Origin of the sequence: Streptomyces sp. V2I9, from assembly GCF_030817475.1 — a bacterium.
GTDB lineage: Bacteria > Actinomycetota > Actinomycetes > Streptomycetales > Streptomycetaceae > Streptomyces.
The window spans coordinates 357,960-375,669 of record NZ_JAUSZJ010000002.1 but is presented as its reverse complement, the minus strand read 5'-3'; the positions used below and the strand labels follow the sequence as shown (position 1 = coordinate 375,669).

The 17,710-nt window shown below is 72.6% G+C and carries 14 protein-coding genes; 7 read left to right on the top strand and 7 right to left on the bottom strand.

What is annotated here, in order from left to right; translation table 11 throughout:
- Nucleotides 1–12: 12 nt before the first annotated feature.
- Nucleotides 13–339: a plasmid stabilization protein gene (locus QFZ71_RS01680; RefSeq protein WP_307666459.1), complete on the bottom strand. Its 327-nt coding sequence runs from the start codon at nucleotides 337–339 to the stop codon at nucleotides 13–15.
- A 357-nt stretch (nucleotides 340–696) separates the two neighbouring features.
- Complete coding sequence (locus QFZ71_RS01675; RefSeq protein ID WP_307666458.1) at nucleotides 697–1,434, bottom strand: GAF and ANTAR domain-containing protein; 738 nt, start codon at nucleotides 1,432–1,434, stop codon at nucleotides 697–699.
- A gap of 722 nt (nucleotides 1,435–2,156) precedes the next feature.
- Here QFZ71_RS01675 and QFZ71_RS01670 point away from each other — a divergent pair.
- The 5 genes from QFZ71_RS01670 (at nucleotide 2,157) to QFZ71_RS01650 (ending at nucleotide 9,648) form a co-directional block, all read left to right on the top strand.
- On the top strand, nucleotides 2,157–2,885 hold the full coding sequence (locus QFZ71_RS01670; protein WP_373465067.1) for a GAF and ANTAR domain-containing protein: 729 nt from the start codon (nucleotides 2,157–2,159) through the stop codon (nucleotides 2,883–2,885).
- A gap of 205 nt (nucleotides 2,886–3,090) precedes the next feature.
- Nucleotides 3,091–4,347, top strand: coding sequence for a sodium:proton antiporter (locus tag QFZ71_RS01665; protein ID WP_307666456.1), 1,257 nt, complete (start codon nucleotides 3,091–3,093; stop codon nucleotides 4,345–4,347).
- 153 nt (nucleotides 4,348–4,500) lie between these two features.
- The gene (locus QFZ71_RS01660) at nucleotides 4,501–5,070 is read left to right on the top strand and encodes a PadR family transcriptional regulator (protein ID WP_307666455.1); all 570 of its coding nucleotides are present in this window, start codon (nucleotides 4,501–4,503) and stop codon (nucleotides 5,068–5,070) included.
- A gap of 88 nt (nucleotides 5,071–5,158) precedes the next feature.
- Nucleotides 5,159–6,895, top strand: coding sequence for an acyl-CoA dehydrogenase family protein (locus QFZ71_RS01655; RefSeq protein WP_307666454.1), 1,737 nt, complete (start codon nucleotides 5,159–5,161; stop codon nucleotides 6,893–6,895).
- Nucleotides 6,896–7,047: 152 nt separating this feature from the next.
- Nucleotides 7,048–9,648: an ATP-dependent Clp protease ATP-binding subunit gene (locus tag QFZ71_RS01650; RefSeq protein WP_307666453.1), complete on the top strand. Its 2,601-nt coding sequence runs from the start codon at nucleotides 7,048–7,050 to the stop codon at nucleotides 9,646–9,648.
- 63 nt (nucleotides 9,649–9,711) lie between these two features.
- On the opposite strand, the gene QFZ71_RS01645 is transcribed toward QFZ71_RS01650, so the two are convergent.
- Nucleotides 9,712–12,054: an FdhF/YdeP family oxidoreductase gene (locus QFZ71_RS01645; protein WP_373465066.1), complete on the bottom strand. Its 2,343-nt coding sequence runs from the start codon at nucleotides 12,052–12,054 to the stop codon at nucleotides 9,712–9,714.
- A gap of 376 nt (nucleotides 12,055–12,430) precedes the next feature.
- On the opposite strand from QFZ71_RS01645, the gene QFZ71_RS01640 reads away from it, so the two are divergent.
- A complete protein-coding gene (locus QFZ71_RS01640; RefSeq protein ID WP_307666452.1) occupies nucleotides 12,431–13,078 on the top strand; it encodes a DUF1345 domain-containing protein in 648 nt (215 codons plus the stop codon).
- 49 nt (nucleotides 13,079–13,127) lie between these two features.
- Here the strand turns inward: QFZ71_RS01640 and QFZ71_RS01635 are convergent, their stop codons facing one another.
- Nucleotides 13,128–13,889 (bottom strand): IclR family transcriptional regulator, encoded by a 762-nt coding sequence (locus QFZ71_RS01635; RefSeq protein ID WP_307666451.1) that lies wholly within the window; start codon nucleotides 13,887–13,889, stop codon nucleotides 13,128–13,130.
- Between QFZ71_RS01635 and QFZ71_RS01630 the strand changes: the two genes are divergently transcribed.
- Complete coding sequence (locus tag QFZ71_RS01630; protein WP_307666450.1) at nucleotides 13,888–15,696, top strand: serine/threonine-protein kinase; 1,809 nt, start codon at nucleotides 13,888–13,890, stop codon at nucleotides 15,694–15,696. The two genes, QFZ71_RS01635 and QFZ71_RS01630, sit on opposite strands and share 2 nt — an antisense overlap.
- Nucleotides 15,697–15,764: 68 nt before the next feature.
- Here QFZ71_RS01630 and QFZ71_RS01625 read toward each other — a convergent pair whose 3' ends face one another.
- Genes QFZ71_RS01625 through QFZ71_RS01615 form a run of 3 tightly spaced genes read right to left on the bottom strand, consistent with a single transcriptional unit; the run spans nucleotide 15,765 to nucleotide 17,710 of the window.
- Nucleotides 15,765–16,535, bottom strand: a complete 771-nt coding sequence (locus QFZ71_RS01625; RefSeq protein ID WP_307666449.1) for an FkbM family methyltransferase — start codon at nucleotides 16,533–16,535, stop codon at nucleotides 15,765–15,767.
- A complete protein-coding gene (locus QFZ71_RS01620) occupies nucleotides 16,532–16,762 on the bottom strand; it encodes a Trm112 family protein (RefSeq protein ID WP_307666448.1) in 231 nt (76 codons plus the stop codon). Before QFZ71_RS01620 ends, QFZ71_RS01625 begins: the two co-directional genes overlap by 4 nt.
- Nucleotides 16,763–16,816: 54 nt before the next feature.
- Nucleotides 16,817–17,710, bottom strand: a complete 894-nt coding sequence (locus QFZ71_RS01615; RefSeq protein WP_307666447.1) for a hypothetical protein — start codon at nucleotides 17,708–17,710, stop codon at nucleotides 16,817–16,819.

The window sequence follows — 17,710 nt, the reverse complement described above, 5'->3', positions numbered from 1 at the left end:
CGCCGCGGTGCGTCAGCGGCCGAGGGCCTTGCGGAGCTCTTCCTTGTTCATGGAGGAACGCCCGTCGATGTTCTTCTTCTTCGCCTCCGCGTAGAGCTGGTCCTTCGTGGGACCCTGCGCACCCTTGTGGGAGCGTTCGCCACCGCGCTGGTAGGCGGACTTCTTGTCCTGCGTGGACGTTCTGCTCGCCGTCCTCGACTCACCGGACCGGGCGCGCTGCTTGTTCACGGTCCGCGCCGCGATCTCCTTCGCGCGCCCCTCCGAGGCGCCCTGCTCCTTCTCGCTCTCCTTGATGTGCTCGTACTGCCGCTCGCGCTTCTTGCTGGATCCAGCAGGCATGAGGTGCTCCTCCGCTCCGGTCCGGGGGCTCGGGTACGCCGGCGTCACCGGTGCGATGACGTCCCGTACCCGGTGGACGCCCACCGCCTTTCCCTTACGGATCCCACTAAACAACCCACCGCGGGAGGGCGCCCCCTCAGGCGGGAGCGGGGGTGACGCCCTGACGTCGGGCGGGCGGCACCGACGGCTGTTTTCCCAACCGGCCGGCGCCTCAGCTCCGCGTACGCCGGATACCTGGTGTCGGAGTACCCCTGTGGCGGACGCCAAACATGCCTCCGGGGCGGCCGTTCCGGCACCGCTCGCCGGGGGCGGGCCGTCGCCGGGCGCGCGGGAGATCAGGGGCGGGGCGCGAGCACGTCACGGGCGGGGGCGCAGCCGGGAGCCGTCCGCCGGGGTGTCGCCCGAGACGACGCCGACCAACTGCGCACACACGTCACGGAGCTTGACGTTGCGGTGCTGCGACGCGGTCCGCAGGATCCGCAGCGCCTCCTCGGAGGTGCAGCGGCGCTGCTGCATGACGATCCCGGCCGCCTGGTCGATCACCGCGCGTGACTGGAGGGCCGCTTCCAGGTCGGCGGTGAAGGTCCGGGTGTCCGCGAGCCGCTGGGCCAGCTCCACGGCGCCCGTCGCCTGGGCGGCGAGGGCGCGCAGGGCGCCCAGGTCGGCGTCAGCGAAGCCGTGCTCCTTGGGCGAGTACAGATTGAGGGCGCCGGCCGTGTGGGAGTGCGCGGCGATCGGCAGGGACAGCGACGACAGGGTCCCGGAGGCGACGGCGAAGGCGGGGTAGCCGTTCCAGCGGCTCTCCTCGCGCATGTCGCCCACGCTGACCTCGTGCCCCTCGCGCAGGGCCTCCAGGCAGGGGCCGTCGTCCTGCCCGTACTGGGCCTCGTCCAGCGGAGGCGCGCTGGTGCCCGCACTGGCCACGGTCAGGGGGCGGCCCTGACGCTCCAGCGTGACCCCGCAGCCGTCAGCGGTGGGGGACATGAGCAGGGTGCTCCGCGCCAGCGCCCGCAGGAAGTCGTCCAGGGTGTCGGTGTCCAGCAGGAGCGACACGAGGTCGGGCGGACCCGGAGTGAGGGCTCCGTCGTCGGTCATGGTCGCTTCCTTCCGGTCTGAACCCTGTGACCAGCATCGCACTATACGGTTCCCGTCGCGCCGCCCCCGGGTCACGGAAGCCGTCGCACCGCCGCTTCTCCCCGCCCGTGACCGTGGGGCGGGGAGAAGCGGCGCCGGACACCTCGGGACGGAGGCGTACGCACGGCACGAGGGGCAGCGTGCGCCCACCCGCGCACGCCTCGGCGTCCGCCCGCTCCCGCCCCCAGGAGCGGCGGCGACGAGCAGGCCGCTACGTCCCGCCGCGGAAGCGGAGCTGACGAGGGCTCGGCTTCACGAGGCCGGGCCGACCACCGCCGGCCGAGAGGGCATAATGAACGGCTGGAGGTCAGGAAACGGCCCGTGAGAATCATTCCTGCCTCCGTGGAGTGTCCCGTGAACCTCTGTCCTCGCCGCCGCACCGCCCGTCCGGCTCCCGCCGCCGGCGCCCCGCGCCCCCCGGTACGCGCGGACCTCGGCCGCCCGCCCGTGACGAGGTCTCACCGCGCGGGCGCGCCACCGACCGCCGCTCCGCCGGAAAAGGGTGGCGCGCCCGCCACACAGCGGCCCTCCTGCGGCAACGTCTGACCCCCCCTCACCGTCCCACGCCCGGATCCGCTCGGCACCGGTGCGTAGGTGGCGGCTGCCCTGTCCCGCGGCCCGGACCGCCGCCCAGCTCTGCTCCGCCCGTCCCCGAGGCGGACCACGCCCAGAACGAGATGAACATGACTGACAGGCCCGTGGCCGAGGCGCCGGACACGACCGCGCTGCTCCTGGAGACCTCGTCGCTCGACGAGTTCCTGCACGCCCTCGCCGCCGGCGCCCTCGCCCTGGTGGAAGCGGCCGACGGCTGCGGCATCACGCTGGAGCGGCAGGGGCGCCCCGTCACCGTGTCCAGCGTGGGGGCCAGCGCGACGAAGCTCGACGAGGCCCAGTACGGGCAGGACGACGGCCCGTGCCTCCAGGCGATGCGTACGGGCCTGGAGGTCAGTGTCCCGGACACCCTGCGGGAGACCCGCTGGGCCGACTACCCCGCCTACGCGGCGGTCTGCGGCGCCCGGTCGTCGCTCTCCCTGCCCATCGCGCCCCGCAGCCACACGTCCGGGGCCCTCAACCTGTACGCGCCGCTCCCGAACGCCTTCGACACCGCCGACCTGACGGCACTGCGGCTGCTCACCGCACAGGCCACCGGGGCCATCGCGCTGGCCCAGCGCATCGCGGACACCGAGGAGTTCGCGGCGGACCTGGAGGCCGCGCTGCGCTCGCGGACGGTCATCGACCAGGCGATCGGGGTGGTCATCGGCCAGCAGCGCTGCTCCCCGGAGAAGGCGTTCGACGTCCTGCGCACGGCCTCGCAGCACCGCAACATCAAACTGCGCGACCTCTGCGCCGAGTTGATCGCCAGCATCACCGGCGAGGTCCCGCCCGAGGGCCGGATCCAGCCCCGCGGCTGAACGCGGCCCCGGCCCGCGGTGCGTCCGTTTGGACGGACACACCGGGGTACACGGCGCCCGGAACCTTTCAGCGTCGGGGAGTCGCGGGGGAGCACGGCGTCACCGCCGGACCTCTTCCCGTACCCGGAACGAGCCAGCACCCCTTCCCCGCGGCCCGGACCGGACCGGACCGCCCGGCGACACGGCGAGGAGGCTGGACGCGGACGTGTCGATCACCACCGAGGGCGCGGTGTACGGATGTCTCGGCATCGGGGCCTTCCTCGCCGCGGCCCTGCCCCGGCTGCTCTCCCGGCGACCGGTCTCCGTACCGATCGTCTTCCTCGCCGCCGGAGTGGTGCTCTACCTGACCCCGCTGCCGCTGCCCGAGGTCGACCCGGTCGACAGCCGGACGTGGGTGCACCACCTCACCGAGCTGTGCGTGATCGTCTCGCTGATGGGCGCGGGCCTCGCCATCAACCGCCCCTTCGGCCGGCGGTCCCGGGCCGCGACCTGGCGGCTGCTCGGCATCGCGATGCCGCTGACGATCGGCGCGACCGCGCTCGCCGCCCGGGCGCTGCTCGGCTGGCCGGTCCCGGCCGCGCTCCTGGTGGCGGCCGTCCTCGCGCCGACGGACCCGGTGCTCGCCGCCGAGGTGCGGGTGGGGGAGCCGTCCGCCGAGAAGGAGGACGAGGACGAGGTCCGCTTCGCGCTGACCAGCGAGGCCGGGCTCAACGACGGCCTCGCCTTCCCGTTCGTCCTCGCGGCCGTCGCCCTGGCCGCCGCCGGGGAGAGCTGGACCGGGGGGTGGATGTCCCACTGGCTCTGGAGCGACGTGCTCGTCCGCATCGCCGTGGGCACAGCGGCCGGCCTCGCCATCGGCCTCCTGCTGGGGCGCGTGCTCTTCCGGTCCCGCGCCAGGTCGCTGCGGCTGGCCGAACAGGGCGAGGGGTTCGTGGCGCTGGCGGCGACCTTCCTGGTCTACGGAGTCGCCGAGGCCCTGCACGGTTACGGCTTCCTCGCGGTCTTCGCCACCGCGTGCGCCCTGCGCAGGTCGGAGCACAGCCACGGCTACCACCGGGTGATGCACGCCTTCGTGGAGCAGATCGAACGCCTGCTGATGGCCCTCCTCCTGTTCGGCGTGGGCGCCTTCATCGCCTCCGGCGGTCTGGCCGCCCTCACCTGGCGCGGCGCGGCGGTCGGCGTGCTGCTGCACCTCCTCATCCGCCCGGTCACCGGCCTGCTCGCCCAGCTCCGGGGCCCCGGCCGCCCGAACGAGCGGGCGGCCGTCGCCTTCTTCGGCATCCGGGGCATCGGATCGCTGTTCTACCTGGCCTACGCCGTCGGGGAGGGCGGCTTCGGACCGTACGAACGGGAGATGTGGGCGGTCGTCGTCTTCGCCGTCCTGATATCCGTCGTCGTCCACGGGGTCGCGGCGGCCCCGGTGACCGCCTATCTCGACCGGCGCTCGGCCAAGGCTCCCTGACCGCCTTCACGACCGGTACCCGGTCAGGACCCCGGCTCCTCCCGCTCCGGCCCCGCGCCCCCGGGTGCCCGGCCCCGCACTCCCCGGGTGAGCCGCGTCTCACCGGGCCGCCACGCCTTGCCTATGCAACGAGTTGCATACGAGGATCACGGCATGGCCCTCGACCACGCGATCCTCGTCTCCCTGCTGGAGCAACCCGGCTCCGGCTATGAGCTGGCCCGGCGGTTCGAGAGGTCCATCGGACACTTCTGGACCGCCACCCACCAGCAGATCTACCGCGTGCTCGGGCGTATGGTGGCCGACGGCCTCCTGCTCGTACGCGAGGTCGAGCAGGAGGGCCGGCCGGACAAGAAGGAGTACTCCGTCACCGGGCCCGGCCGCTCCGCACTCGCCGCCTGGCTGCACAAGCCGATCGAACCGGAGACCCTGCGGCACGACCTCGCCGTCAAGATCCGGGGCGCGGCCTTCGACGACCCGGCCGCCCTGATCCACGAGGTCGAGCGCCACCACCAGGCGCACCGGGACCGGCTCGCGCACTACCTCGCCGGGGAACGACGCGACTTCCCCGAGCCCGACGGCCCCGCCCCGCGGAACCCCGGCCAGGAGCTCCAGCACGTCGTCCTGCGCGGCGGCATCGCGTACGAGCGCATGACGATCGCCTGGCTCGACGACGTGCTCGCCACGCTCCACCGGCTCGCGGCGGCTCCGGGGCCCGGCGCCTGACCGGAGACCCCGCCGCCCCTCGTACCCGGCGAACCGCCGCCCCCTCCGTACCACCGACGAACCCTCACCCCTCCCGGAAGGCGATCTCATGGCCGAGTCCACCTCCCTCCTGTTCAACCCGCACACGTACGACCCCCAGCACTTCGACCCGGAGACCCGCAGGCTGCTCCGCGCCACGGTCGACTGGTTCGAGGCGAGGGGCAAGCGCCGGCTGATCGAGGACTACCGCTCCCGCGCCTGGCTGGCCGACTTCCTCGACTTCGCCGCGAAGGAGGGCCTGTTCGCCACCTTCCTCACCCCCGCCTCCGCCGCCCCCGAGGGCGACGGCGACCGGCGCTGGGACACGGCCCGTATCGCCGCCCTCAACGAGATCTTCGGCTTCTACGGCCTGGACTACTGGTACGCCTGGCAGGTGACCGTCCTCGGCCTCGGACCGGTCTGGCAGAGCGACAACGCCCCCGCCCGCGAGCGGGCGGCCGAACTCCTCACCCGGGGCGAGGTGTTCGCCTTCGGCCTCTCCGAGAAGACCCACGGCGCCGACATCTACTCCACCGACATGCTGCTGGAACCGGACGGCGACGTACCCGGCGGCTTCCGGGCCACGGGCTCCAAGTACTACATCGGCAACGGCAACGCCGCCGGACTCGTCTCCGTCTTCGGCCGCCGCACCGACGTCGAGGGCCCCGACGGCTACGTGTTCTTCGCAGCCGACAGCCGCCACGAGGCGTACCACCTGGTGAAGAACGTCGTCGACTCCTCCAAGTTCGTCAGCGAGTTCCGCCTGGAGAACTACCCGGTGGCCCCGGCCGACATCCTGCACACCGGCCGTGCCGCCTTCGACGCCGCGCTCAACACCGTCAACGTCGGCAAGTTCAACCTCTGCACCGCCTCCATCGGTATCTGCGAGCACGCGATGTACGAGGCCGTCACCCACGCGAGCAACCGCGTCCTCTACGGCCGCCCCGTCACCGCGTTCCCGCACGTGCGCCGCGAGCTGACCGACGCCTACGTCCGGCTCGTCGGGATGAAGCTGTTCAGCGACCGGGCCGTCGACTACTTCCGTACCGCCGGGCCCGACGACCGCCGCTACCTGCTCTTCAACCCGATGACCAAGATGAAGGTGACCACCGAGGGCGAGAAGGTCATCGACCTCATGTGGGACGTCATCGCCGCCAAGGGGTTCGAGAAGGACAACTACTTCGCCCAGGCCGCCGTCGAGATCCGCGGGCTTCCCAAGCTGGAGGGCACGGTCCACGTGAACCTCGCGCTGATCCTCAAGTTCCTGCGGAACCACCTGCTGGACCCGGTCGACTTCCCGCCCGTCCCCACCCGCCTCGACGCCGCCGACGACGCGTTCCTCTTCCGGCAGGGACCGGCGCGCGGACTCGGCTCCGTACGCTTCCACGATTGGCGCACCGCCTTCGACGCGTTCGCCGGGGTAGCGAACGTGGCCCGCTTCCGGGAGCAGGCCGACGCCCTGTGCGCCTTCGTGGAGACGGCCGCCCCCGACGAGGAGCAGAGCCGCGACCTCGACCTCCTCCTCGCCGTCGGCCAGCTGTTCGCCCTGGTCGTCCACGGCCAGCTCATCCTGGAGCAGGCCCGGCTGACCGGACTGGACGAGGACCTCCTCGACGAACTGTTCGCCGTCCTCGTCCGCGACTTCTCCGCACACGCCGTCGACCTGCACGGCAAGGACTCCGCCACCGCCGCCCAGCAGGAGTGGGCGCTCGGCGCGGTCCGCCGCCCCGTCGTGGACGCCGCCCGTTCGACCCGGATCTGGGAGCGCGTCGAGGCGCTGTCGGGGGCGTACGAGATGGCGCCGTAGCCCTCACCGGCACCGGCGCGCGGCGGGCCCGGGGAGCCGGTCCGACTCGGGGTGAGCGGGTCGCGGCGGGGCGGTATCTCCGTTTGCGGGGTGGTTGACATCGCGTTTCAGTGAGAGAGGCCCTGTCCCTGCCCCTTTCCCCTGGAGCTGGCATGTCGATGGCGTTCGGTTCTTCACCCTTCGGTCCGTCCGATCCGTTCAGCGACCTGCTGAACCGGTTCTTCGGGATGTCGCCCGCGTCGTCGCCCCCTGCCGTGCAGCGGGTGCCGATCGGGCGGCTGCTGACGGACTCGTCCCACGAGCTGCTGGGGCGGGCCACGAGCAAGGCGGCCCAGGACGGAACGGCGGACCTCGACACGGAGCACCTGCTGTGGGCGGCGACCCAGGTCGAACCCTCGCGCGGGCTGCTGTCCCGTGCCGGGGTCGATCCCGACGCGCTGGCGGCCCAGCTCGACCAGGTGCTGCCCCGCGAGTCCGCCGAACCCTCCGCAGAACCGGGTCTCACCCCGGCGGCGAAGCGGACCCTCACCGCCGCCTACGCCCGCTCGCAGGCGGCGGGGGTGTCCTACATCGGCCCCGAGCACATCCTCGGCGCGCTGATCGACGACGCGGACTCCGGGGCCGGCCGCCTCCTCGGCTCGGACGACCTGGACGTGGACAGACTCCGCGGTGCGGCGGACCGGGCGGCCGGCCCGGACGGCGGCTCCGGGGGCGCGAAGCCGCCGGCGACGACCCTGGACGAGTTCGGCAGGGACCTGACGGAGGAGGCGAAGGCGGGGAAGCTGGACCCGGTGGTCGGGCGGGCCGAGGAGATCGAGCAGACCATCGAGATCCTCTCGCGGCGCTCCAAGAACAACCCGGTCCTGATCGGCGAGCCGGGCGTCGGCAAGACCGCGATCGTCGAGGGCCTCGCCCAGAGCATCGTCGCGGGCGAGGTGCCCGACACCCTCAAGGACAAGCGGGTGGTCTCCCTCGACCTCTCCGGCATGGTGGCAGGCGCCCAGTACCGGGGCCAGTTCGAGGAACGCCTCAAGAAGGTCATCGAGGACGTGCAGAAGGCCGAAGGGGAGATCATCCTCTTCATCGACGAACTCCACACGGTCGTCGGCGCGGGCGCGACCGGCGAGGGCTCGATGGACGCCGGCAACATGCTCAAGCCCGCCCTCGCCCGCGGCGAACTGCACGTCGTCGGCGCGACCACGATCGACGAGTACCGCAAGCACATCGAGAAGGACGCCGCCCTGGAGCGCCGCTTCCAGCCCGTCCTGGTCCCGGAGCCGACCGTCGAGCAGACCGTGCAGATCCTCGAAGGGCTGCGGGACGCCTACGAGGCCCACCACCAGGTCCGCTTCGCCGACGGGGCGCTCACGGCGGCGGCCGAACTGTCCGACCGCTACATCAGCGACCGCTTCCTCCCCGACAAGGCCATCGACCTGATGGACCAGGCCGGGGCCCGCGTACGGCTGCGCAGCGCGAACCGCTCCACCGAGGTCGTCAGCCGGGAGGACCGCCTCGCCAAACTGCGGCGCGAGAAGGACGAGGCCGTCGCCGGCGAGGAGTTCGAGAAGGCGTCCGGGCTGAAGCGGCAGATCGCCGAGGTGGAGGGCGAACTGGCCGGGATCGAGGAGCGCCGCGAGGGCGTCGTCTCGGTCACCTCCGCCGACATCGCCGACATCGTCTCCCGCCGCACCGGCATCCCGGTCTCCCAGCTCACCGCCGGCGAGAAGGAGAAGCTCCTCAAGCTGGAGGAGGAGATGCACGCCAGGATCGTCGGCCAGGACGAGGCGGTCACCGCGGTCTCCGAAGCCGTACGGCGCAACCGCGCGGGCATGGGCGACCCGAACCGGCCCGTCGGCTCGTTCCTCTTCCTCGGCCCGACCGGCGTCGGCAAGACGGAGCTGGCCAAGACGCTGGCCGAGCTGCTGTTCGGCCAGGACGACCGGATGATCCGCTTCGACATGAGCGAGTTCCAGGAGAAGCACACCGTCGCCCGGCTCGTCGGTGCTCCTCCCGGTTACGTCGGCTACGACGAGGCGGGCCAGCTCACCGAGAAGGTGCGGCGCAACCCCTACAGCGTGGTGCTGTTCGACGAGGTCGAGAAGGCCCACCCGGACGTCTTCAACACGCTCCTGCAGATCCTCGACGACGGCCGACTCACGGACGGGCAGGGCCGCACCGTCGACTTCCGCCACTGCGTCGTCATCATGACGTCCAACATCGGCGCGCATCGCATCCTCGCCCACGAGGGCGACGCCGCCGAGCTCAAGGACGAGCTGATGGAGGACCTCCGCGGCCGGTTCCTGCCCGAGTTCCTCAACCGCATCGACGACATCATCGTCTTCCACAGCCTCACCGAGGCCGACCTGTCCACGATCGTGGACCACCTGCTGGACCGCAGCAAGCACCGTGTCCACGCCCAGGGCATGACGCTGGAGGTCACCGAGGCGGCGAAGAAGCTCCTGGTCGCCCACGGCTACCAGCCGGAGTTCGGCGCCCGCCCGCTGCGCCGCACGATCCAGACGGAACTGGACAACCGCGTCGCCTCCCTGCTCCTGGGCGGCGAGGCGGACCCGGGGGACACGATCGTCGCCGACGTGGAGAAGGACACCCTGCACTGCTCGGTCCGCAAGGGCGAGGCCGCCGCGGAGGCCGCGCAGACCTCCGAAGGCGGCGCCGGGGCCCGCAGGTCCGGGCGGGAGACGGCGGAGAGCGACGGTCCTGCGGCGACGGGCAGCACCGAGGCGACCGGCTGAGCCGTACGGCAACGACGGCGGGTCCGGGGCTTCCCAGCCCCGGACCCGCCGTCGCGCGTGCGGTCAGGCGGCCGCCGGGACGATCGTCACCTTCACGTGCTTCATGATCGGCTGGTCGCTCTGGGTGCTGTAGTCGCCCAGCGCGCACAGCACGTTCATCTCCGGCATGTAGCCGGCCGCGCAGCCGCGCGGAATGTCGTACGGGACCGCCGTGTAGCCGTTCAGGTACCGGCGGCTGCCGTCCTTGGCGGTGCTGGTGATGTCGACCGTGCCCATGTCGGCGATGCCGCGCTCGCGCATGTCGGCCCGGTTCATGAAGACCAGCGTGCGCAGGTTCTTGACGCCCCGGTAGCGGTCGTCGTCCGAGTAGATCGTGGTGTTCCACTGGTCGTGCGAGCGCATGGTGCCCAGCACCAGCGTGCCGGGCTCGGGCACGACGTCGGGAAGGGCGGCCGAGGAGAACTCGGCACGCCCGGACGGGGTCGTGAAGATCAGTTCGCGGGCGGGCTGCTTGATCCGGAAGCCCAGCGGCAGCCGCACCCGGCGGTTGAAGTCCTCGAACCCGTCCAGTGCCACGGCCATCGTGTCCCGGATGCGGTCGTAGTCCTCGATGTACCAGTCCCAGGGTGTCTCGCTGTCCGGCAGGGCGGCGCGCGCCATCCCCGCGACGATGGCCGGTTCGGACAGCAGGTGCGGGGAAGCCGGCCGCTTCATCCCGACGGACATGTGGACCATGCTCATCGAGTCCTCGACGGAGGTGCTCTGGATCCCCTTGCGCTGGTGGTCCTTCTCCGTGCGGCCCAGGCACGGCAGGATGAGCGCGGCCTTGCCGTGCACGACATGGCTGCGGTTCAGCTTGGTGCTCACCTGCACCGTGAGATCGCACGAGCGCAGCGCCGCGTACGTGGCCGGGGTGTCGGGAGCGGCGAGCGCGAAGTTGCCGCCCATGGCGACGAACACCTTCACCTCGCCGTCCCGCATCGCCTGGATGGTACGGACGGTGTCCAGGCCGTGTTCACGGGGCGGGTCGATCCCGCAGGCCTCGGTGAGCCGGTCGAGGAACGCGTCGGTGGGACGGTGGTCGATGCCGCAGGTGCGGTTGCCCTGGACGTTGCTGTGTCCGCGTACGGGGGAGGGGCCCGCGCCCTCCCGCCCGATGTTGCCGCGCAGCAGCAGGAGGTTGACGATCTCGCGGACCGTGTCGACGCCGTGCTCGTGCTGGGTGAGGCCCAGGCACCAGCTCACGATGGAGCGGTCGGCCTCCGTGTACACCTGTGCCGCCTCGAGAATGTCGGCACGGCTCAGGCCCGACTGGTGTTCCAGTTCCTCCCAGGGAGTGGCCTCGCACAGCGCCCGGTACTCCTCGAAGCCGGAGGTGTGCCGCTCGATGAACGTGGCGTCCAGCGCCTTGGGGTCGCTCGCCGACCGCTCCAGAACCGCCTTGGCCATACCGCGCAGCAGCGCCATGTCGCCGCCGATGCGCGGCTGGAGGTTGAGCGTGCTGGTCCGGGTGGACTTGAACAGGGCCATGTCCAGGAACTCGTGCGGCACGATGGTGCGGGTTGCCGCTGCTTCCACCAGCGGGTTCACATGCACGATCTGAGCGCCTCGGCGCATGGCCTCGGCGAGCGCGGTGAGCATCCGGGGCGCGTTCGACGCGGCGTTGACGCCCATGATGAACAGGGCGTCGGCGGACTCCCAGTCCTTGAGGTCGACCGTCCCCTTCCCGGTGCCGAGGGACGCCTGGAGGGCGCGTCCGCTGGCCTCGTGGCACATGTTGGAGCAGTCCGGCAGATTGTTCGTGCCGAGCTCGCGGGCCATCAGCTGGTACAGGAAGGTCGCCTCGTTGCCCAGTCGGCCGGAGGTGTAGAACGACGCGCGGTTCGGGTCGTCGAGTCCGCGCAGAGCGGCTCCGACCACCTCGAACGCCTCCTTCCAGCTGATCGGGACGTAGTGGTCGGACTCCGGGTCGTACACCATCGGCTCGGTCAGCCGCCCCTGGTCCTCCAGGTCGTGGTCGCTCCACCCGGCCAGCTCGGTCACCGAGTGCGCGGCGAAGAACTCGCGGCCCACGCGCTTGCGGGTCATCTCCCACGTGACGTGCTTGATGCCGTTCTCGCAGATGTCCAGGCGCAGGCCCTTGGTGTCGTCCGGCCACGCGCAGCCGGGGCAGTCGAATCCGCCGTCCTCGTGGTTCATCCGCATGATGGCCCGTGGGCCGTCCACCAGTTCGCGCTCCTCCACCAGGACGCGGGTGACGCTCTTCGCCGCTCCCCAGCCCGCGGCGGGGTGGCGGTAGGGCCGGACCCGTGGAGCGGCCTCGGGAACGGACCCGACCGAGGGCTCCAGGGACGTGTGGGGCTCTGGGGGATCGGGGGACTCCTGTGCAGCATGGTCGGTGCTCACGACACTTCCAGCCTTTCACCGGCGGGGACGGGGGCCCGCTGGGCATGATGGAGCGAAACGGGTCCTTCCGGGCAGGCTATGCCGGGTGATCCCCGGCTGCCAGTCCTCGTGAGCCCCGTGCCGGTCCGTTCCCGGAGGCCCGGTCGCCGTGCCCCGAGCCGGGCGCAACCGCCCCCCGCTACCGTTCCGGAGCCACCGGGAATCGCCCCGGCCGTGCGGGATCGCGGCTCGGGACAGCACCGTGCCGTGATCGTCCCCGCCCTCCGCCGAACTGCGGCCCGGACCACCCGCGCATACGCTGACAGGGCCCGGCCCCGGCCGCGGGGAGTTCCCGCGGAACACGGCTCAGGCTCGCCGGGCAGCCACGTGAGGCCCCATGAACACATACCGTCGGATCCTTCTCCCCGCCGTCCCCCGGCTGGCGGGCTCCGTGCTGGTCGGAGCCGCCGCCGGGGTGCTGGTCGGCGCCCTGGTGGGCAACACCGCGCTGGGTATCCATGTCGGCATCGCCGCCACGGACACCCTCTTCGTCGTCGCCGGCTGGCTGGTCCTGTGGCCCATGGGGGCCGCCGCCACCCGGACCAACGCCCGGCGCGAGGAGTTCCGGCCCGTCGCCGAGGAACTCGTCGTCGTCACGGCCGCCCTGTCCGGTCTGGTCGGCATCGTCCTGCTGCTCCTGATCGGCAACACCGATCTGAGCCACGCGGCGGCCGCCCTGGCCTTCTGCGGCGTGTTCATGTCCTGGGCGGCCCTCCATCTGATGTACGCCGCCCGCTACGCGTACATCTACTACCGGACGCCCGGTGGCGGCGGGATCGACTTCAACACGGAGGAACCGCCGCGCTACATCGACTTCCTCTACTTCAGCTACAACCTGGGCATGACCTACCAGGTCTCCGACACGGACGTCGCCACCTCCGAGATCCGCGCGGTCGCCCTGCGGCACTGCCTGCTGTCGTACGTGTTCGGCGCCACCATCCTGGCCACCACGATCAACCTGGTCGCCGGCATCGTCACCCGCTGAGCCGTCCGTTTCCGCGACGGCTTCCGCTGCGGCTTCCGCGACGGCGGCGTCAGCACTCCGGAAGCGTCAGCCGCCGGGTGACGCGCAGCGCCGTCTCCAGCAGCCGGGCCCTGACCTCGGTGGTCCGGTACATCCGGTCCGACCGGAACGAGACGCCGATCGAACCGACCAGGTCTCCGCTGTACACGGGTACCGCCGCGCACGTCGTGCCCAGCGCGTACTCCCCCCGGTCCAGCGAGAGCGGCCCCGCGGAATCGGCGTCGAGCCGGTGCAGCAGTTCCTCCCGGTGCGTGATCGTGCGGGGGGTCAGACCGGTCAGAGCATGCCGGGAGAGGAAGCCCGCGCGCGCGTCCTCGTCCAGTTCCCGCAACACGCTCTTGCCGAGCGCGGTGGCGTGCCCGGCGTCCTGGAAGGCCACCCGCAGGTCCACCCGAGGAGCTCGCGGCCCGTCGACGATCTCCAGGACCCGGATCTCGCCCCCCTCGTACAGCGTGAGATAGACGGCGGCGGAGAGGCTGTCGCGCAGCGAGGACATCAAGGGGCGGAGCCCCGTGTCCGCTGCCAGGCCGCCCACGGCGGCGTGATCGCGCGGATCCCCCGTACGGAGGGTGAACGCGCCGTCCTCCAGCTCCCGCACATAGCCGTCCCGCGCCAGCTCGTGCAGGAGGCGGCGGCCGGTGGCCTCCGGCAGTCCGGCCTCGCGGGCGAGCCGCCGCACGGACGCGCCACCCGGATGCGCCCCCGCCGCCTCCAGCAACCGGAGATCCTGCCGCACGGACACCGACGGCTCGGGGCCGGCCTGGTCACCCATGGCACCAGCATGGACCCGGCGCCGGGGTGCGGCAAGGCCGGCCGTCCGGGGCGCGCGCGACGGCACGCCCCGCGGTACGCCTGCGACGTGGCCAGCCCCGGACCCGCCGGGCGGCCGGCCTCTTGCGATCAAGGTGATCCGGCCGGAGTTCAGCGGGGACCCGGAGTTCCGGCGGCGCTTCCAGCAGGAGGTGCGGTCCGCGCAGCGGGTGCAGGGCCTGTACACCGCACCGGTCATCGACTCGGACACCGAGGGCCCGCAGCCGTGGCTGGCCGCCGCCTACGTGCCGGGCCCCTCGCTCGCGCACGCGGTGGCCCGGCACGGCGGACTGCCGCTGCGCAGTGTGCTGTTGCTGACCGTCGGGGTGGCCGAGGCGCTCACCGTCATCCACGGCGCGGGCATCGTCCACCGCGACCTGAAGCCGGCGAACGTGCTCCTGGCCTCGGACGGGCCGCGCGTGATCGACTTCGGCATCGCCCGCGCCGCAGACTCGACCGCCCTGACCGGCACCGGCGTCAGTGTCGGCACCCCGGCGTTCATGTCGCCGGAACAGGCGGCTGTCGGCACCGTCACCCCGGCCACGGACGTCTTCGCCCTCGGGCAGATCGCCGCCTACGCCGCGATCGGCGCGCCCGCGTTCGGCGACGGTCCCTCGCACGCCGTCCTCTACCGGATCGTGCACGAGGACCCCGACCTCAGCCGGCTGCCCGCCGAACTCCGCCCCCTGGTCACCCGCTGCCTCAGCCGCGACCCCGCCGACCGCCCCGCGCTGGCCGACGTCATCCGGATGTGCCACGAGATCTCGCCCGAACCGTTGCGCCAGGGCGAGGACTGGCTCCCGCAGGCGGTCGCCGGCTCCATCACCGAACGGCACCGGCTCCCCGCGCCCGCCCCGACCCCGCCGCCGCAGCCCGCCGCCCCGCCGACGCCCACGCAGTTCTCCCCGGCGCCCCAGGGGGCGGCCCACCCGCACACCCCGGCCGGTCACGCCGTGGCGGCCGCCCCCACCCGGACCGGACCGGTCGCGCCGGGGGCGGTGCCGCCCGGTCCCTGGCAGCAGAACACCCACCCCGGCCATGCCACCCCGCAGCCCCACCCCCAGCAGGGGTTCGTCCAGCCCGTCCCCCAGGGATTCGCCCAGCCCGGCGTCCCCCGGCCGGGCTGGGGCGGGACCGGAGGGTTCCCGCCCGCCGCGCCACCCCGCAAGCGGCCCGGCCTGGTCGTCGCCGCGTCGGTCGTGGGCGCGCTGGTCGTCCTCGGCGTCATCGGGGCGCTGGTGCCGGACGATTCCGCCACCTCCCGCAAGGGCGACCGCACCACCGCGTCCTCCGGCAGTGGCTCACGCGGCGACGGGTCGGTGGACCAGGCCCGCAAGAAGCCGGTCGACCCCCGGCCCCTCTCGTACAAGGGCATCGACGTGACGGCGAGCTACGAACTGATGCTCGCCGACAACCCGCCCCGCCCGAAGGAGAACACGGGCAGCGGCGTCATCTACGGTGACGGCGACTTCTACTTCTACCGGGACAACGTCTTCGGCGACGAGCAGGTGGGCACCGCCAACGGGAAGCTCGTCGTCCTGAAGAACTCCCAGAAGGGCTCCCTGGAGGTCTGCCGCCAGGAGACCCGCTTCACGGAAAAGGTCGGTCTCGACCAGCTGACGCAGGGCTCGCAGGTCTGTGTGCTCAGCAAGGCGGGCCACATCGCCGTGCTGACCTACCGCGGCAAGTCCGGCGACGACGATCCCAGCCGCTACATCACCGTCGATCTGACGATCTGGCGCAACGCCGAGGAGGCACAGCAGGACTGACGGGCCAGTCGGGGCGTCCGGGCAGGCGCGGGTCCGCCGGGGCCCACGCCGTCAGGCCGCGCCCGCCGTCAGGCCGCGCCCGGAGTCCGGCCGTCCGGCAGGAAGAGCACCGAGTTGAGGTACCGCTCGCGGTGCGGGACGAACGCCCGGCGCAACAGGCCCCGGTGCACCAGGTGCTCGGTCCGCGCCTGATGGGCCACCAGGTCGAGCCCGTCGAGCCGAAACCAGCGCCGGCCCGTCAGGAGCCAGCCCGCGTACCCCTGGTCGGCCAGCAGCTCGATCACGGGGGCGATCGGACCCAGCCGGCTCTCCAGCTCGACGAGCAGCGCCGGGCGGTCCCGGTGCAGCAGCTCCGCCGCACCGAGGAGCGCCGCCCGCTCGCCCCCGTCGACGTCCATCTTCACGAAGCCGACCCCGCGCAGCCCGAGCCCGTCGACCGTGATCGACGGCACCTCCAGGCAGTGCGCGTGGATGTCGCGGCGGGCCAGCGACGACACTCCCCGGTCGCCCTGGTCCCCTTCCGGGAACCACAGCCGCGCCGTGCCCTCCCGGTCGGTCGCCGCGCCCTGGACCACCCGCGCGTTCGACGGCAGGGTCCGGCGCAGGTACTCGGCCAGATGCGGCACCGGCTCGACGGTCACCACCCGCTCGCAGCGGGCGGCCAGCCGCCGCGACCAGGGCCCGTACCAGCCACCGATGTCGAGAGCGACCCCGTGCGGCGGGCAGAAGTCCGCGAGCCGCCGCAGCTCGGGCTCGAAGCGCGGATACAGGGCGACGGCGGCCGAGCCGACCAGGTTCCCGGGGAGCCGGGACGCCACCGCCGCGGCGAACGTGGTCACGTGGCCGAGACCTCGATCCGGGTGAGCAGGCGCTCATGGTCGTCCGCCGAAACCTTCCGCCCCGACGAGGGCAGCAGTTGCGGAATGCCGTCGACGATCGGGTAGCTCAGCCGCAGCCGGGGGTTGTACAGCGCCTCGCCCTCGCCCTCGTCCTCGGGCAGCAGCGACAGCGGGCCCTTGTCGAGCGGACAGGCCAGCAGGGCGAGCAGGGGGTCGTCAGGGGTCATCGAAAGCTCCTCGGTGTCGGTGGGAACGGAGAACGGGCGGGCGGTGGTCGGGGGTCAGGCGGGGACGGCGGGCTGCGGGTCGTGGCGCGGCATGGCCAGCAGGACGGAGAGCGCGAGCGCCGTTCCGCCCACCCGCAGCGCCAGCAGCAGCGGATCGTCGGGAAGCGACTCGCCGAACGCGAGCGTCCCGAGGACCGCGGTGAACAGGCAGGTCACCGTGGTGCACACCGGCACGATGAGGGAGGCCCGGCAGCGCTGCAGCGCCGTCTGGGACATGACGAGGCCGACCACCGCGGTGAACAGCAGCAGGTACGGGTACGGGGAACCCAGGAGCGACAGCGCGACCTCTCCCGGATCGGTGCCGGTCAGGCGGCTGGAGGTGCCCTTGATGGCCAGTGAGCTGACCCCGTAGAGCAGGCCCACCGCCACCCCGTACCCGATGCCGCTGGTCGGGACCCGGTGCCGCTTGGCCGCCCGGCTCTCCACCCGTACGTACAGCCAGACGCCCGCCGCCAGCGCGGGCACGCAGACCAGCAGCACCAGCGCCCAGGGCGCGCCGCCGCTCACCACGTCCTCGCCCTCGCGCACCGAGGCCACCACCATCAGCAGCGCGACCAGGACCCCGCCGAGCGCGTAGCGTTCGCGGCCCGTCGACTCCTCGCCCAGCACCGCCGACGACAGCAGCAGGAGCAGCACCAGGCCGGAGACGAAGATGCCCTGCGCCGCCGCGATCGGCAGCGCCCGGTAGACGACCAGCTGCGCCCCGAACCCGGCCGCCAGCGCCAGCGCGCCGACGATCCACAGCGGACTGGTCGCCAGCACCCGGATCACGTGCAGCGGCCGGTCGGCCGACAGCGCGGGAAGTGACCCCAGCGCCCGTTTCTCCACCACGAACCCCACGCTGTACAGCGCGTTGGCGACCAGCGCCGCGCCGACGCCCCACCACAT

What these genes read in the sequence shown, in the direction of transcription:
- QFZ71_RS01680 (WP_307666459.1), bottom strand. Translation starts at nt 339, where the DNA reads ATGCCTGCTGGATCCAGCAAGAAGCGCGAGCGGCAGTACGAGCACATC.
- QFZ71_RS01675 (WP_307666458.1), bottom strand. Translation starts at nt 1,434, where the DNA reads ATGACCGACGACGGAGCCCTCACTCCGGGTCCGCCCGACCTCGTGTCG.
- QFZ71_RS01670 (WP_373465067.1), top strand. Translation starts at nt 2,157, where the DNA reads ATGACTGACAGGCCCGTGGCCGAGGCGCCGGACACGACCGCGCTGCTC.
- QFZ71_RS01660 (WP_307666455.1), top strand. Translation starts at nt 4,501, where the DNA reads ATGGCCCTCGACCACGCGATCCTCGTCTCCCTGCTGGAGCAACCCGGC.
- QFZ71_RS01655 (WP_307666454.1), top strand. Translation starts at nt 5,159, where the DNA reads ATGGCCGAGTCCACCTCCCTCCTGTTCAACCCGCACACGTACGACCCC.
- QFZ71_RS01650 (WP_307666453.1), top strand. Translation starts at nt 7,048, where the DNA reads ATGTCGATGGCGTTCGGTTCTTCACCCTTCGGTCCGTCCGATCCGTTC.
- QFZ71_RS01640 (WP_307666452.1), top strand. Translation starts at nt 12,431, where the DNA reads ATGAACACATACCGTCGGATCCTTCTCCCCGCCGTCCCCCGGCTGGCG.
- QFZ71_RS01630 (WP_307666450.1), top strand. Translation starts at nt 13,888, where the DNA reads ATGGCACCAGCATGGACCCGGCGCCGGGGTGCGGCAAGGCCGGCCGTC.
- QFZ71_RS01635 (WP_307666451.1), bottom strand. Translation starts at nt 13,889, where the DNA reads ATGGGTGACCAGGCCGGCCCCGAGCCGTCGGTGTCCGTGCGGCAGGAT.
- QFZ71_RS01620 (WP_307666448.1), bottom strand. Translation starts at nt 16,762, where the DNA reads ATGACCCCTGACGACCCCCTGCTCGCCCTGCTGGCCTGTCCGCTCGAC.
- QFZ71_RS01615 (WP_307666447.1), bottom strand. Translation starts at nt 17,710, where the DNA reads ATGTGGTGGGGCGTCGGCGCGGCGCTGGTCGCCAACGCGCTGTACAGC.